Raw genomic sequence first — 15,461 nt, forward strand, 5'->3', positions numbered from 1 at the left:
CCAGCACAAAACCGCACATGGCCGCCCCGGCGGAAGCAAGTCGGGACCGGCCGCGGCGGAACATTGCCGATCATTCTGCTCGCGAAATGTCGCCCCGCCGGCGGATGCTGAGGGCCAGCAAACATGCTTCGGGAGCAATCCAAATGGACACCTACGACACCGTCGACTGCGACGAACACCCTCTGTTGAGCCGGCTCATCAAGGTCGGACTGTTCCTTCTCGCGCAAAGCATCGCAGTGATGCTGGTCGCCTTCCTGGCCCTGCTGGTGAGCATCGGGACGAGCTGGTCGGCAACAACCGAACGGGCCAGCCTGCTCCAGCCCGGCGAGGCACGGTCAGGCAGCCTACTGCTGAAGGAGGACGGCGCCACCACCGAGGCGATCCGCCTCGGCACGGACATCGACATCACGGTATCGGGCCCGACGCTGCGCGCGCGCGTCACCCAGGTGTTTCGCAACCCAACCAAGGACTGGGTCGAAGCCACTTATGTCTATCCGCTCGCGACCAATGGTGCCGTCGACACGCTGACGATGGTGGTCGGCGACCGCGTCATCGTCGGCGACATCAAGGAGCGGCAGCAGGCGCGCGTGATCTACGAGGAGGCGCGCCGCGCCGGCCAGAAGGCCGCGCTGACCGAGCAGGAACGGCCCAACATCTTCACCAACTCGGTCGCCAATATCGGCCCCGGCGAGACCGTGCTGGTGCAGATCGAATATCAGGAGCCGGTACATCAATCCGGAAATGAGTACTCGTTGCGCCTGCCGCTGGTGGTCGCCCCGCGCTACAATCCGGCGCCGATCGTGCAGAGCGTGGACTTCCGCAAGGACGGCTCGGGCTGGGGCGCAGCGACGTCGGACCCGGTACCGGATCGCGACCGCATCTCGCCTCCTGTGCTGGATCCCGCCAAGAATGCGCCGGTCAATCCAACCAGCATCACCGTGCGCCTGAAGGCCGGCTTTGCGCTCGGCGAGGTCAAGAGCCACTATCATAACGTCAAGATCGAGAGCCCGGACAACACGACACGTATCGTCACGCTTGCTGATGGCGCTGTTCCTGCCGACCGCGATTTCGAGCTGACCTGGAAGCCGGCCGCTGACAAGGCGCCGTCGGTCGGCCTGTTCCGCGAGCATGTCGGCGATGCCGATTACCTGCTCGCCTTCGTTACCCCACCCAGCGCCGAGCAGGGGACGCAGAAGCCGCTGCCGCGCGAGGTCGTGTTCGTGATCGACAATTCCGGCTCGATGGGCGGCACCTCCATTGTTCAGGCCAAGGCGAGCCTGCTCTATGCCCTCGGCCGCCTGCAGCCGAATGACCGCTTCAACGTGATCCGTTTCGACGACACCATGGACGTGCTGTTTCCCGCCTCCGTGCCGGCGGATGCCGCGCATATCGGGGAAGCGAACGCGTTCGTCGGCGCATTGCAAGCGCGCGGCGGCACCGAGATGGTGCCGGCGATGCGCGCAGCGCTGACCGACAGGCTCGGCGATACCAATATGGTTCGCCAGGTCGTATTCCTGACCGATGGCGCGATCGGCAACGAGCAGCAATTGTTCGATGCGATCACGACGATGCGCGGCCGCTCTCGCGTGTTCATGGTCGGCATCGGGTCGGCGCCCAACACCTATCTGATGACGCGTGCCGCCGAGCTCGGCCGCGGTGCCTTCACTCATATCGGCTCCGTCGAGCAGGTGGAGGAGCGCATGCGCGGCCTGTTCGCCAAGCTGGAAAATCCGGCCGTGACCGGTCTCAGCGCAAAATTCTCCGACAACAAAGCCGACGTCGCCCCGGCGATCATCCCCGACATCTATCGCGACGAACCCTTGGTGCTGGCGGCCAAGCTCGACAAGCTCGCAGGCTCGCTCGAGATCAAGGGCCACGTCGGCGACCGTCCGTGGTCAGTGACGCTGCCGCTGCAAAATGCCGCCGAAGGCAAGGGCCTGTCAAAACTCTGGGCTAGGCGCAAGATCGGCGATGCGGAGGTGGCGCGCACCCTGCGCGAGATGACGCCAGAGGAAGCCGACAAGGCGATCCTGGCGTTGGCGCTCGACCATCAGATCGTCACGCGACTGACCAGCCTCATTGCGGTCGACAAGACGCCGAGCCGGCCCGAGGGCGCGCCGCTCAAGCTCAGCGAGCTGCCGATCAATCTTCCGGCCGGCTGGGATTTCGAGAAAGTGTTCGGCGAACGGCCGCATCTGACGCCGACGCAGCTGCGCGAACGTCATGCCGATGCGCGCGATCAGCCGGCGGCACGACGGCCCACGCCCGCCGCACCCGATGCGATCCGCCTACCCAAGACTGCAACCTTGGCCGAGCTGAAGATGATAGCGGGCTTCATCCTGATCGTCCTCGCCCTGACCCTGTTCGTGTTCAACCGGCGTCGGCCCTTGCTCACTGACGCCGCTTGAGAGAGGAGCATCCCCGAACTCCTCTGTTAGCGCGCGCGGCTGCCCGTCCCGTACAACGGCCGCGCGCGCCTTTTTTTGGACGAGCATAAACAATGCGCCGCCTCATCTCTCCCCTGGCATTGGCACTGATCGGCCTCATCCTGTTCGGCGACGGCGCTTACATCCACGCCAAGGCATGGCTGTCGCAGGTGTTGCTGGAGCGGGCATTCGACAGGAGCATTGCGACAGGCCAGCCGGTGAAGCCGTGGTCGTGGGCCGACACCTGGCCGGTGGCGCGGATCGAGGTCAAGCGGATCGGCGCCAGCGCCATCGTGCTGGAAGGCGCAAGCGGACAGGCGCTTGCTTTCGGACCCGGCCATGTGCAGCACACGGCTGATGCGGGCGAACGCGGGACTGCTGTCTATGCCGCACATCGCGACACTCATTTCCGCTTCCTGCGGAATGTTGCCATGGGTGACGTCATCGATATCACACGCAGCGACGGTCGACATTTTCGTTATCGCGCGGATTCGTCGGCCGTGGTTCGCTTTGATGCATCCGGCATCGATCCCATGGCAGGGGGGTTCGAGCTCATTCTCGCGACCTGCTGGCCATTCGACGCCGTCACCTCCGGCCCCGAGCGCTACATCCTGCATGCCACATTGATCGGAGCCGACAATTAGATCGCCTACGCGACTGGCGACACGCACCGATGCGCACTTCATTCCACCACACGGCATACCCAGCCGCATGGTTGCCACTCCGAAGGACTCGCCATAGAACAGAGTGACGCACGCCAAGAACAACAACAGGTGAGGTCACGCCATGGAAGCCCGTGTGTCTGCTGCGTCCGCGTCCCGTGTCTGGTCTCCGCCGCCAGATGCCAGCGACATCATCAAGGGCATCCACGCCATGCTGCACCCGCACAACATCGTGCTGGTGGGCGCGACCGACAAGCCCGGCAATTATGCCGAGCGCATCTGGAACAATCTGGTCAAATACGGCTTCGAGGGTGGGCTCTATCCAGTCAACGCCAAGCGCGAGAGCATCTGGGGCGTTACATGCTACAAGGATTTCGCGAGCCTCCCGGAAAAGCCCGATCACGTTCTGGTGCTGGTGCCGGCGCGCTTCGCGGTGCAGGTGATCCGCGACGCGGCCGCGGCCGGCGCGCGCTCGGCCACCATCGTCACGTCGGGCTTCAGCGAGTTGCAGGATGACGAAAGCCAGAAGCTCGCCGCCGAATTGCAGGCGGCGATCCGCGAGACCCGCCTCGCCGTCACCGGCCCGAACTGCCTCGGCAATTTGAGCGCCGGCGAAAAGCTCTTCACCAATATCGACGATCGCGTCGTCACCATGGAACAAGGCGCGGTGGCGATCGCCGGGCAATCCGGCGCCATCGTCATGGCGATCCGCCAGGCGCTGGAGGATCGCGGCGTCGGAGTCGGCTACATGGTGACGACAGGCAATGAGGCCGGGCTCGAGACGCCCGACCTCATGCGCTATTTCGCCGAGGACCCGAGCATCAAGTTGATCGTCGTCTACCTCGAAGGCGTGCGCAATACCAAGGCCTTCCGCGATGCCTGCAAGGCGGCGCGCGCTGCCAGCAAGCCGGTGATCGCACTCAAGCTCGGCGCATCCGAAAGCGGCCGCGCCGCGGCAATGGCGCACACCGGCGCGCTCGCAGGCTCGATCGAGACGTTCGACGCCATCGCCACACGCGAAGGCGTCATCCGGGTCAGCGGCCTTGACGAGCTGATCGAGACCACCGAATGTTTCGTTCATTCTGCCGTGCCCAGGGGCGACCGGCTCGCCGCCGTCACGCTCTCCGGCGGCAAGCGCGGCATGCTGATCGACGCTTTCTACAAGGAAGGCTTGAACTTCGCGCCGCTGAGTTCGCATGTCAGTTCGGAGCTGGCGAAGATGCTCGGCCCCGGCTCGATCGTCGGCAATCCGCTCGACGCCGGCTTTGCCGCCGTCGTCGATCCCTCCGTCTACATGAAATCGATCAAGCTGATGATCGACGATCCCGATATCGACATCGTCATCATCGATGCCGAGCTGCCGGAAGCGCCGCACGAGCTGCGCGAGCGGAACTTGCGCATCGTCAACGAGATGGCGAGCCGGGCCGGCAAGCCCGTGATCTATATCAGTGCGATGTCGATCGGCTTCACCGAATTCACCAAGGGCCTACGCAAATCGCTGCCGCATCTTGCTGTCATGCAGGGCATGGAGCGCGCGGTGACCGCGATCAAGTCGCTGCTCGATTACGCGAAACTGCGCAAGGAGGTGCCCGATATCATCTCGAGCTCGAAACCCGCCGCGCGCGCCGTGCTGGAGAGGACGTTGAGATCAGCGAACGGCGCCGCGCTCGACGAAGTCGCCTCGAAGAAGCTCCTCAAGGCTTATAGCATCCCAATCTCGAAGGAGGCGATCGCACAGACCGCGGCGGAAGCCGCGAAGATTGCCACGCAGATCGGATTTCCAGTCGTGGCAAAGGTCGTCAGCGCAGAGATCCTGCACAAGTCCGACATCGGCGGTGTGGTGCTGAATCTCAACAACGCGGCCGAGGTGAAGAAGGCGTTCGCCGACATCACCGCGCGGGTCAAGAAGCTGAAGGGCAAGCCGAAGCTCGATGGCATCCTGATCGCACAGCAGGTCAAGGCCGAGCTCGAGCTCGTGGTCGGCGCTTCGCTCGATGCCGAGATGGGCCCGGTGGTGCTGTTCGGCACCGGCGGCATCGACATCGAGCTGATGAAGGACGTCGCGCTCGCCGGCGCGCCGCTGGATGAGGCCGAGGCGCGGTTGCTGATCGGCCGCACCAAGGCTGGGATCAAGATGCGCGGCTATCGCGGCAGGCCGGCTTTGCACGAGGCGTCGGCGGTGAAGGCGCTGGTCGGGCTGTCCAATTTGATCGCGGATGCCGGCAACCGGATCGCCTCGATCGACATCAATCCGTTCCTGATCAACGCCAGGACGGGCGTGGCCGTCGATGCGCTGATCGTGCTCAACAACGCCGCGGCAAGACGCGCGGCCGGACATTGAAGGAGGTCCGGGCGGGTTAGCGGCAGCGTGATCCGCCAATTCGGTCCATCCAGGCGCGCGGCGTTAGCGGATCACGCTTCCGCCTTCGCTCTTCGCGCTTCGGCGGACAAGTCGTTAACCCGCCCGATGTACCATCGCGGGCTCCTTCCAACTTCCCTGGTTTGGCCCTAGAATCGCCCCTGCATGGCACGCGCGAGCAATCTTGTGATCGGAACGGCGACGCTGGCGGCGATCGCCGTGGCGTTCGGCGGTCTGCTCGGCGTGCAGAAATGGCGCACGATCCAGAGCCGCAGCCAATTGCGCGTGGTGTTCGAAGGCGGCTCCGCCAGCGGACTGCGCCGCGGTGGGCCGGTCAATTTCGACGGCGTGCCCGCCGGCCAGATCCTGTCGATCAAGCTGGATAATCCTCGCAGGATCGTGGCGCTCGTCGCGCTCGACAACACCGCGCCGATCCGCAAGGACACCGTGGCAGGCATCGAGTTCCAGGGGCTCACCGGCGTTGCCGCGATCTCGCTGATCGGCGGCGCGCCCTCCGCGCCGCCGGTGCCGCTGGATGCGGACGGCATCCCCGTACTGACCGCCGATCTCAGCGACGCCGAATCCATCGTCGAAACCCTGCACAGCGTCGACCGCACCATTGTGAACAACGCCCCCGCGATCAAGGAGGGCCTGCGTACGTTCGAGACCACCACCGCCGATCTCAGGAGCAAGGGTGCGGAGATCGATTCGGTGATGGCCAAGGTCGACAGCGCCTTTGCGGGATTCGACAAGGCGGTCGCGAAGATCGAAGGCGTGGTGCCAGACTTCGTCGACGGCAAGGCCGACGAGCTGTTCGAGAGAATCAAGGGGCTGCACGAGCTTGCCGACACCATGAAGAAGAAGTCGGCGACATACCTCGAAGACATCCGCCGTTCGCTGCTCGACGTCAGCGAGGCCGCCAACAAGATGAGTGGCACGCCCCTGCCATCGCGGCCGCCGCGCCAGCCCGAGCAGAAGAAGCGGTAGCGCCTCACCACGCGTAGCGCACGATACCCTTGCCGGCGTAGGAACGCGTGACGTTCGAGAACTCGCCTTCGTAGGTTGCAGATGCGGACCAGCCGTTCATCCAGTTCATCTGCAGCGACGCCGTGGTCAGCGCGGCATCGCGCGCCTGAGCGGCGCCGTTCACGACAAAGGCCGAACCCGGCAGCGTCTGGAACACCGCGCCGACAGTGCGGTCCGGATTGAAGTCATGTGCCCAGGCGAGGCGGCCGCGCAGGGTCATCAGCCGCCGGCCGCCGCAAATGACTTGTCGGCACGCAGGCCGAGCTCGGTTCGGGTGCGGGTGACGTCTTTGGCGGCATAATTGAGCGCAAAGGTGTTGTTGCCGACCAGCGCGAACTCAGAATAGTTCGGCAGGCTGAACATGGTGGCCTGGAGCGCGGCATAAGGCGTGAGGCTGATCCACTGCATAGCCTGGCGATAGCCGCCTTCGATGCGGCCCGAGACGGCGTTGGCGTTGAACTGCGCCCGCAATTGATCGACACCTGCGGCGGTGACGATGCGGTTTGTCGTGACGTCCTGCCAGCCATAGGCAAGCGCGGCGGTGATATAGGCCGATCCCGCCGTGTGCCGCACGAAGGCGCCGGCCTGGAACAGGTCGGAGCGGCCCCAGCCGAGCCCGTTGACGTTGAAGCCGGTGCCGCCGCCGGCAAGCGCAAAGCCGGCGATCGTCGACGGCGAGAAGCGATAGTCGAAGCCGACGGCCGTGCCATAGACGCTGCTGCTGGTGGTGTTGGAGCCGAGGGCGGCGTTGCCGTCGGTGGTCTGCGAGCCACCATAGCCGGCGGCCCACACATCCCAGCGCTGCTCGAAGGTCTCAGCCGGCGCCTTGCGGTAGATCGAGGCGAAGGCGTCGCTCGCGCTTCTGTCACGCGCACTCTTGCCGGCCGCAGCATAGGCATTCGCGCTTGCCTCATCGCCAAACGGTGTCGCACCGGGGACACCACTGCGTCCCGAACCGAACACGTCGGTCAGCAGGTCGAGGAACAGGTTCATCGCGTTGAAGGTCGTCTGTTGCGATCCCGTGCCGGATTCACCGGAGGCCTGCGTGAGGCCGGCCGACGAGAGGTTGGCGAGCGCCACGGGAAGACTGCCGGTGCGATCGAAATAGCGCGTCAGGACATTGGCGACGTTTTGCTGGTTGACGCTGAGGCCCGAGCCGTAGCTCAGCGAAAGATCGAGGAAGACGTTGTTCGGATCGTAGCTCAGCACCGGCTTCAGGTTCGACGAGAGCCCGGCGACGACTGGATTGAACGTGTCGGGGAGCGTTGTGGCCGTCAGGATCGTGTAGTGCTTCGCGATCGAGCCGGTCGGGACCACGACGACCGTGGCGCCGCCGAGCGTCGCCGCTCCCGTCACGACCGCAAAGCCGTTGCTGCCTCCCGAGACCTGCACCATGTAGCGCGACGCCGACGTGAACGTGAGGTCGCCGGACACGGTGAGCGTGCCGGTCGGATTGCCCGGCGCCAGCGTACCGCCGTTGACGGTGGTCATGCCGACCGTGCCGATGCCGCCGAAGGTGCCGCCGCTCGCGACGGTCACGATGCCGTTGATGGTGCCAGCGAGCAGGAGCGTGCCGCCGAGCACGTTCCAGTCCTGATTGCCGGTGCCGGTCACGGTCCAGGTCGAGCTGTCGACCTTGCTGAAGGTCGAAAAGCCGTCATACTGGAGGCCGCTGCCGATCAGGCCAAGGTCGAACGTATCCTTGCCGCTGCCGCCGAGCTGGAACGAGTCGGTGCCGGAGCCGAGCACCTGGCCGTTGATGATGCTGCCCGGTCCGAGCGTCAGCGTGTTCGGGCCGCAGCTGCAGAACTCGATCGCGGCGAGGCCAGTCGCGGCGTTGATCGTGCCAGAATTGAAAACGCTTCCGCCGCCGTTCATGGTGATGCCAACACCGCCAGCCCCGACGGTGATGGTACCGGTATTGACGACCTGATTGGTCGTGCTGAACGAGCTCACGTCGATGCCGCGGCCGGCGGCGCCGACGGTAATCGTGCCGTTGTTGGTGACGATGTTGGAATCGCCGAACGCCACGATGCCTTCGGCGAAATCAGCGCCCGTGATCCGCCCGCTGTTGGTGATCGTGCCGGACGAACCCGAATAGGCGATGCCTGCGCCACCCACGCCGATATTGATCGTGCCGCTCTGGCTGATCGTGGCACGGTCGCCCTGGACCGAGATGCCGGCGGCCCCGCTGTCACCCGCGGTGATCGTACCACCGTTGGTCACCTTGGAATCGTCGCCCAGCACGGCAATGCCGACGCCAGAGTCGCCGGCCGTGATGGAGCCGAAATTGCTGGCGGTTTGAACGTTGCCTTGCATGAAGATGCCGGCGGCGTTCTGTCCGACTGTAATTCTGCCGGTGGCTGTATTGGTGATCGTGTTGTTGTTGCTGATCGCCAAAATACCGCCGGAGAAGCCCGAGGAATCCCCGACCGTGATCGTACCTGCGTTGGTCACAGTGGCGCCGGAAAAGACGAAAATTCCGATCGAATCGTCGACCCCGGTGATCGTGCCCGTCGCAGTGTTGGTGATCGTGTTGTTCTGGCCGGAGAAGACGCCCGCGCCCGACGCACCGATCGACAGCGCGCCGCTGTTGGTGACGCTGTTGCTATCGCCGATCGAGATTGCGGCGCCGTTGTCGCCGGTGGTGATCGTGCCGGCATTGGTGATGACGTTGCGATCGACCGCCTGGATGCCGAAGCCGTTGTCGATCACCGTGATGGTGCCGTTATTGGTCACCGTATTGAAATTTCCGGCGCCGACACCGGTCAGGCCCGAGCCTGCCGACAGACCGCCGTTGTTGGTGACCGTGCTGGAATTATTGACGCCGATCGAGACCGCCCCGTTGTCGTTCACGGTCGCGCCGGAAAGCACGTTGACATTGAGGCTGTCGACGCCGGCCCCGGCCTGAAAGCCATCCGCATCCGTGCCGCTGCAGGTAACCGTCTGGCCGCTGGTGGCCGGATCGGGGGCGCAGAGCGCGTTGGCCGGCGTCGTGCAAAGGCTGAGGCTGACGACGACCGCCGATACGCCGGCGAGCGATGCGGCGACGGATCGGCGCAGTCGACCCTGCCGCCTCCACAGCCCCTCGCTCACGCCACACCCCCATTCGCAGCAATTTCGCCGAGAACTTAGGCCATGACGGAGCTCCGCAAAACTACGGGGCTGCCGGAATGCGTCCGTTTGGCGTGCAACCGAAGCAGAATCCGAGCCTTATGTTGCAACCGCGACACGGTTTGCGGGGCCAGTATTCTCATTCTGCGCATGACCGGGTCCGCGCCGGTGTCGCCCCCCGCGGCATCCGCGACGGCCTAGTAATTGCTGGCCGCGGCCTCGTTCGGGATGCCTTCGATCGGGCACTCGTCGGTCCCCGGCGTCGAGCGGGTCATCGCCTCGACCATGTCCCGCGTGCCTTCGGGATCCCTGATCCAGTTCTTGTAGAAGTCATACGGGCACGCGGCGATACCGCGCGGGCTGTCGCCGGAATTGATCATGCCGGTGTAGCCGCGGTGGACCAGCTTGTAGAGATGGTTTTGCGACTGGCCGTTGCGGCGCGCGTCGCGGATCAGATGTTTCGACAGCTGCGCGTACTGAATGCCGTAATCCTCCTCGCCGCACTCGCCGAGCGTACGGCCGTCGAAGCCGATGATCGCGGAGTGGCCGAAATAGGAATAGACGCCGTCGAAGCCGGCGGCATTGGCGACCGCGACATAGACATTGTTGGCCCACGCCATCGCCTTGGAGATCATGACCTGCTGTTCTTTGGCCGGGTACATATAGCCCTGGCAACGCACGATCAGCTCGGCGCCCTTCATGGCGCAGTCGCGCCAGATCTCCGGATAATTGCCATCGTCGCAGATGATCAGGCTGACCTTGAGGCCTTTCGGACCCTCGGAGACATAGGTGCAATTGCCGGGATACCAGCCTTCGATCGGCACCCAGGGCATGATCTTGCGGTACTTCTGCACGATCTCGCCCTTGTCGTTCATCAGGATCAAGGTGTTGTAGGGCGCCTTGTGCGGATGCTCCTCGTGGCGCTCGCCGGTGAGCGAGAACACGCCCCACACTTTCGCCTTGCGGCAGGCCTCGGCGAAAATTGCGGTTTCCTCGCCCGGCACCACGGACGCGGTCTCGTACATCTCCTTGGAATCGTACATGATGCCTTGCGTGGAATATTCCGGGAAGATCACGAGATCCATGCCGGGCAGGCCGGCCTTCATGCCGACGATCATGTCGGCGATCTTGCGGGCGTTATCGAGCACCTCGGCCTTGGTGTGCAGGCGGGGCATCTTGTAATTGACCACCGCGACGCCGACCGTGTCGTTGCTGCTGGAAATATCACCGTGAAGCATGTTGAGCGCTCCTGTCTTTTTCGTTCGAGGTCATCGCGTGCGTTAGTGGCTGATCATCCACGGCCGCGCCGTCGGAAAGCCCTTGGCGCCGCTCCTGGTCTTGGTCATCAGCCGCGCCGGCTTCTTCCTGTCCGCCGGCCCTTTGTCTTTCACGGTCTTGCCCGACGCGCAGCAGCCGCAGCCAGGGCCGTGCGAGGCCTTGTATTGCGCCAGCGTCTGCGGCGCATGCGTGCTGCGCTCGTTGACGGCATGCGCCTTACGCTTCTCCGCCGGCATGCAGAAAAAATTCGGCGCGGTCAGGATCACCCGCGGCGCCATGGTCTCGCAATGCGGACAGCTTTGCGGATCATCGCACTCCGCCATCGGGCGCAAGTCCTTGAAGGGACCGCAGTCTTCACAGAGATATTCATAGACCGGCATCGCATCATCCCCACGCTTTTGCCTGTTCAACACAATCCGCTAGCACCATTCGTGCGGAGGCAACCCCTCACCCCAGCCCTCTCCCCGTAAGAACGGGGAGAGGGAGCGCACTGGCTACTTGTCCGGCGAGACCGGCATCTGGATATCGCCGGTGATGTGCTTGATGGGGCCCGCTGCCGACGGCATCACGTCGAAGTCGAAGATCTCCGTCGGCAGCCACAGCGTGGCGCAGGCGTTGGGCACGTCGACCACGCCGGAGATGTGGCCCTGGCACGGCGCGGTGCCGAGAATCGAATAGGCCTGGGCGCCGGAATAGCCGAACTTCTTCAGATATTCGATGGCGTTGAGGCAGGCCTGGCGGTAGGCGATGTGGACGTCGAGATAATGCTGCTTGCCGGCTTCATCCACCGAGATGCCTTCGAAGATCAGATAGTCCTTGTAGTTCGGCGTGATCGGCGACGGCTTGAAGATCGGATTCTTGATGCCGTACTTCGCAACGCCGTCCTTGATGATTTCGACCTTGAGATGCAGCCAGCCGGCCATCTCGATCGCGCCGCAGAAGGTGATCTCGCCGTCGCCCTGGCTGAAGTGCAGATCGCCCATCGAGAGACCGCCGCCCGGCACATAGACCGGGAAATAGATCTTCGAGCCGCGGGAGAGATCCTTGATGTCGCAATTGCCGCCATGCTCGCGCGGCGGCACGGTGCGCGCGCCCTCCGCGCCGATCTTGGCTTTCACGTCGCCCTTGGCCCGGCCGCCATGAGCGGTCGGCGCGAATGGCGGATTGGCCAGGCCGGGCACGCGGGTCGGGTTGGTCGAGATCAGCTCGGCCTCGCGCTTGTTCCAGGTCTCCAGCATCTTGGGATCGGGCAGACAGCCGATCAGGCCGGGATGGATCAGGCCGGCGAAGTTCACGCCGGGCACGTGGCGCGACGAGGTGTAGAGGCCCTTGATGTCCCAGATCGACTTCTGCGCCAGCGGGAAATGGTCGGTGAGGAAGCCGCCGCCATTCTGCTTGGAGAAGAAGCCGTTGAAGCCCCAGAGGCTCTCCTTGAGCGGGCCGACGTCGAGCAGGTCGACGACGAGGAGGTCACCGGGCTCGGCGCCCTTGACGCCGATCGGGCCGGAGAGGAAGTGCACGATCGACAGATCGATGTCGCGCACGTCATCGGCGGAATCGTTGTTCTTGATGAAGCCGCCGGTCCAGTCATACGTCTCGATGATGAAGTCGTCGCCGGGATTGACCCAGGCCACGATCGGGATATCGGGGTGCCAGCGATTGTGCACCATGTCGTTTTCATAGGCCGATTTGGTGAGATCGACCTTGATCAGTGTCTCTGGCATCGAGATGCTCCCCTTTTACTACGGTTGGTTAGACGGACAGATATTTCGAGACCTGCGCGGCATCGACGGCATCGCGCGGATCGTCGCGCACGATCTCGCCGTTCTCGATCACCAGCACGCGGTCGGCGATGTCGAGCGCGAAGCTCAGGACCTGCTCGGACACGACGATGGACAGGCCCTTCTCGTCACGGATGCGCTTCAGGGTGCGCGCCATCTCCTTGATGATCGACGGCTGGATGCCTTCGGTCGGCTCGTCCAGCAGCAGCACCTTCGGCTTGGTCGCAAGCGCGCGCGCGATCGCGAGCTGCTGCTGCTGGCCGCCCGAGAGATTGCCGCCGCGGCGGCCCTTCATCTCCAGCAGCACTGGAAACAATTCATAGATATCGCTTGGCACCTGGGAGCCGCCGCAGACGACGAGGCCGGTCTCGATGTTCTCCTCCACCGTCATGGTGGAGAAGATCATGCGGCCCTGCGGCACATAGGCGAGGCCCTTGGCCACGCGCTCGTAGCTCTTGAGGCTGCCGAGCTCGGCGCCGTCCATGGTTACCGAGCCGCTTTTCGCGGGCAGGATTCCCATCAGCGATTTCATCAGCGTGGTCTTGCCCATGCCGTTGCGGCCCATGATCGCGACGATCTCGTTCGGCGCGACCTTGACGTTGAGCCCGTGCAGCACCTCGCTCTGGCCGTAAGCGACGTGGAGATCGGAAATTGCCAGCATCGTTGGCTCCCTAGACTCGGTGCTTCTTCACCTCTCCCCGACGGGGAGAGGTTGGCGCGTAGCGCCGGGTGAGGGAGATCAGATCCCACGAAGGAGCGAAGCCCCTCACCCGAATTGCTTCGCAATTCGACCTCTCCCTGTGAGAGAGGTGGACCTCCGCCGCGGCGACAGCTTTAGCCATCTCATCAATGCCCCAGATAGACTTCGACGACCTTGGGGTCGTTCTTCACCTTCTCCATCGTCCCCTCCGAGAGGATCTGCCCCTGGTGAAGCACGGTGACCTTGTGCGCGATGTCCTCGACGAATTTCATGTCGTGCTCGATCACCAGCACCGAGCGGTTCTTGATGATGCGGTTGAGCAGCTCGGCGGTCTTGGCGCGCTCGGACACGCTCATGCCGGCGACGGGCTCGTCCAGCATCAACAGGTCCGGGTCCTGGATCAGCAGCATGCCGATCTCGAGCCACTGCTTCTGGCCATGGCTGAGCTCGTCGGCATAGGTGTTGAGCTTATCCTTCAGGAAGATCATCTCCGCGACCTCCTCGACCCGGTCCTTCACCAGCTGGTCGCGCTGAAAGGTCAGCGAGCCGAACACGGTGCGACCGCGCGGAAACGAGATCTCGAGATTCTCGAACACGGTGAGGTCCTCGAACACCGACGGCGTCTGGAATTTGCGCCCGACGCCGGTCTGCACGATCTCGTTCTCCCTCATTTTCGTGAGCTCCTTGCCACGAAACTGGATCGAACCCGACGTCGCCTTGGTCTTGCCGCAGATCAGGTCAAGCACCGTGGTCTTGCCCGCGCCGTTCGGACCGATGATGACGCGAATCTCGTTCTCCTCGACATAAAAGGAGAGATCGTTGACTGCCTTGAAGCCGTCGAATGAGACGGTCAGTCCGGAGACCGCAAGCAGGAATTCCTTGGGTTGATGACCGATGAGCATGATCTATCTCCTCACTGCCGGCGTGGCATCGGCATCGTGATGACCGATGAGCATAATGGTCTCCTCACTCTGCCGGCGCGCCGTCGGCGACCGAGTTCTCGCTCCAGATCGCCTTCACCTTGCCCGAGGCGAACAGCCGATCGATGCGCGGCTGCACGTAATCGGCCCAGAGCCCGGACAGACCATTCGGGAAGGCGAGCACGACTGCGATGAACAGCGCGCCGAGGCCGAACAGCCAGAGCTGCGGGAAGGATTCCGACAGGCTGGTCTTGGCGAAATTCACCAGGATTGCCCCCCAGATCGCGCCGAAGATCGACATGCGCCCCCCGACGGCGGTGTAGATCACCATCTCGATCGACGGCACGATGCCGACGAAGGACGGCGACATGAAACCGACATTGAGCGCGAACATGGCGCCGCCGATTGCGGCGAAGACCGCAGCCATGCAGAAGGCAAAGATCTTGAAGTTGGCGACGCTGTAGCCGGAGAAGCGGACGCGGTCCTCCTGCTCGCGCATCGCAACCAGGATGCGGCCGAGCTTGGTCAGGCGGATGAACTGCGCGATGCCGATGCAGGCGAACAGCAGCACCACCTCGACGAAGTACAAAATGACCTTGGCGTGGTCGGGCCGGATGTCCCAACCCTTGAGCGTGCGCAGATCGGTCATGCCATTGATGCCACCGGTATAGCCCTGCTGCCCGACGATCAGAATGGTCAGGATCGCGGCGACGGCCTGGGTGATGATTGCGAAATAGGTGCCGCCGACGCGGCGCTTGAACATCGCGGTGCCGATGATCAGGGCGAACAGGCCGGGGACCAGGATGATGGCGAGGATGGTGAAGGTCAGGCTGTGAAACGGCTGCCAGAAGAACGGCAGCGCCGTGATTTGATTCCAGTCCATGAAATCAGGAATGCCGGGCGTCGACTGGATCTTGGTGTTCTCGACGCTCGATGCCTCGAGCTTGAGGAACATCGCCATGCAATAGCCGCCGAGGCCGAAGAACACGCCCTGCCCCAGGCTTAGGATGCCGCCATATCCCCAGCACAGCACGAGGCCGATCGCGACAAAGGCGTAGGTCAGGTATTTCGCGACCAGATTGAGGCGGAACACGTCGAGCGTCAGGGGCAGGATCACGAACAGCACCGCGGCCAAGGCAATGCAGCCCATGAGCTCGGATCGATTGAAGAAGCGTGAGTTGATGATCATGACTTG

General features: G+C 63.8%; 12 protein-coding genes. 4 read left to right on the top strand and 8 right to left on the bottom strand.

Features of this window, described 5'->3' with window-relative positions:
• The first annotated feature begins 143 nt into the window (after window positions 1–143).
• From P6U29_RS40280 to P6U29_RS40295, 4 genes are all read left to right on the top strand, one after another.
• Window positions 144–2,408, top strand: coding sequence for a marine proteobacterial sortase target protein (locus tag P6U29_RS40280; RefSeq protein ID WP_407115633.1), 2,265 nt, complete (start codon window positions 144–146; stop codon window positions 2,406–2,408).
• 92 nt (window positions 2,409–2,500) lie between these two features.
• Window positions 2,501–3,070: a class GN sortase gene (locus P6U29_RS40285; protein ID WP_407115634.1), complete on the top strand. Its 570-nt coding sequence runs from the start codon at window positions 2,501–2,503 to the stop codon at window positions 3,068–3,070.
• A gap of 142 nt (window positions 3,071–3,212) precedes the next feature.
• Window positions 3,213–5,429: an acetate--CoA ligase family protein gene (locus P6U29_RS40290; protein WP_407115635.1), complete on the top strand. Its 2,217-nt coding sequence runs from the start codon at window positions 3,213–3,215 to the stop codon at window positions 5,427–5,429.
• Window positions 5,430–5,612: 183 nt separating this feature from the next.
• Window positions 5,613–6,434 carry an MlaD family protein gene (locus tag P6U29_RS40295; protein ID WP_407115636.1) on the top strand — a complete coding sequence of 274 codons (822 nt, stop codon included), beginning with the start codon at window positions 5,613–5,615 and terminating at the stop codon, window positions 6,432–6,434.
• Between the two features lie 4 nt (window positions 6,435–6,438).
• On the opposite strand, the gene P6U29_RS40300 is transcribed toward P6U29_RS40295, so the two are convergent.
• The 8 genes from P6U29_RS40300 to urtC form a co-directional block, all read right to left on the bottom strand.
• Window positions 6,439–6,693 (bottom strand): autotransporter domain-containing protein, encoded by a 255-nt coding sequence (locus P6U29_RS40300; RefSeq protein ID WP_407115637.1) that lies wholly within the window; start codon window positions 6,691–6,693, stop codon window positions 6,439–6,441.
• On the bottom strand, window positions 6,693–9,569 hold the full coding sequence (locus P6U29_RS40305) for an autotransporter domain-containing protein (RefSeq protein ID WP_407115638.1): 2,877 nt from the start codon (window positions 9,567–9,569) through the stop codon (window positions 6,693–6,695). The genes P6U29_RS40300 and P6U29_RS40305 overlap by 1 nt, the downstream gene beginning before the upstream one ends.
• 215 nt (window positions 9,570–9,784) lie before the next feature.
• Window positions 9,785–10,825: an aliphatic amidase gene (locus P6U29_RS40310; RefSeq protein WP_407115639.1), complete on the bottom strand. Its 1,041-nt coding sequence runs from the start codon at window positions 10,823–10,825 to the stop codon at window positions 9,785–9,787.
• Window positions 10,826–10,867: 42 nt separating this feature from the next.
• Window positions 10,868–11,245 carry an FmdB family zinc ribbon protein gene (locus P6U29_RS40315; RefSeq protein WP_407115640.1) on the bottom strand — a complete coding sequence of 126 codons (378 nt, stop codon included), beginning with the start codon at window positions 11,243–11,245 and terminating at the stop codon, window positions 10,868–10,870.
• A 114-nt stretch (window positions 11,246–11,359) separates the two neighbouring features.
• Entirely contained in the window at window positions 11,360–12,589 is a 1,230-nt protein-coding gene (fmdA, locus tag P6U29_RS40320) for a formamidase (RefSeq protein ID WP_407115641.1), read from the bottom strand.
• A 28-nt stretch (window positions 12,590–12,617) separates the two neighbouring features.
• On the bottom strand, window positions 12,618–13,307 hold the full coding sequence (gene urtE, locus P6U29_RS40325) for an urea ABC transporter ATP-binding subunit UrtE (protein ID WP_407115642.1): 690 nt from the start codon (window positions 13,305–13,307) through the stop codon (window positions 12,618–12,620).
• Window positions 13,308–13,492: 185 nt separating this feature from the next.
• Window positions 13,493–14,248 carry an urea ABC transporter ATP-binding protein UrtD gene (gene urtD, locus P6U29_RS40330; protein ID WP_027575221.1) on the bottom strand — a complete coding sequence of 252 codons (756 nt, stop codon included), beginning with the start codon at window positions 14,246–14,248 and terminating at the stop codon, window positions 13,493–13,495.
• Window positions 14,249–14,312: 64 nt separating this feature from the next.
• On the bottom strand, window positions 14,313–15,455 hold the full coding sequence (gene urtC, locus P6U29_RS40335) for an urea ABC transporter permease subunit UrtC (protein ID WP_407115643.1): 1,143 nt from the start codon (window positions 15,453–15,455) through the stop codon (window positions 14,313–14,315).
• Window positions 15,456–15,461: the final 6 nt, after the last annotated feature.

Source organism: Bradyrhizobium sp. LMG 9283, assembly GCF_045571415.1.
GTDB lineage: Bacteria > Pseudomonadota > Alphaproteobacteria > Rhizobiales > Xanthobacteraceae > Bradyrhizobium.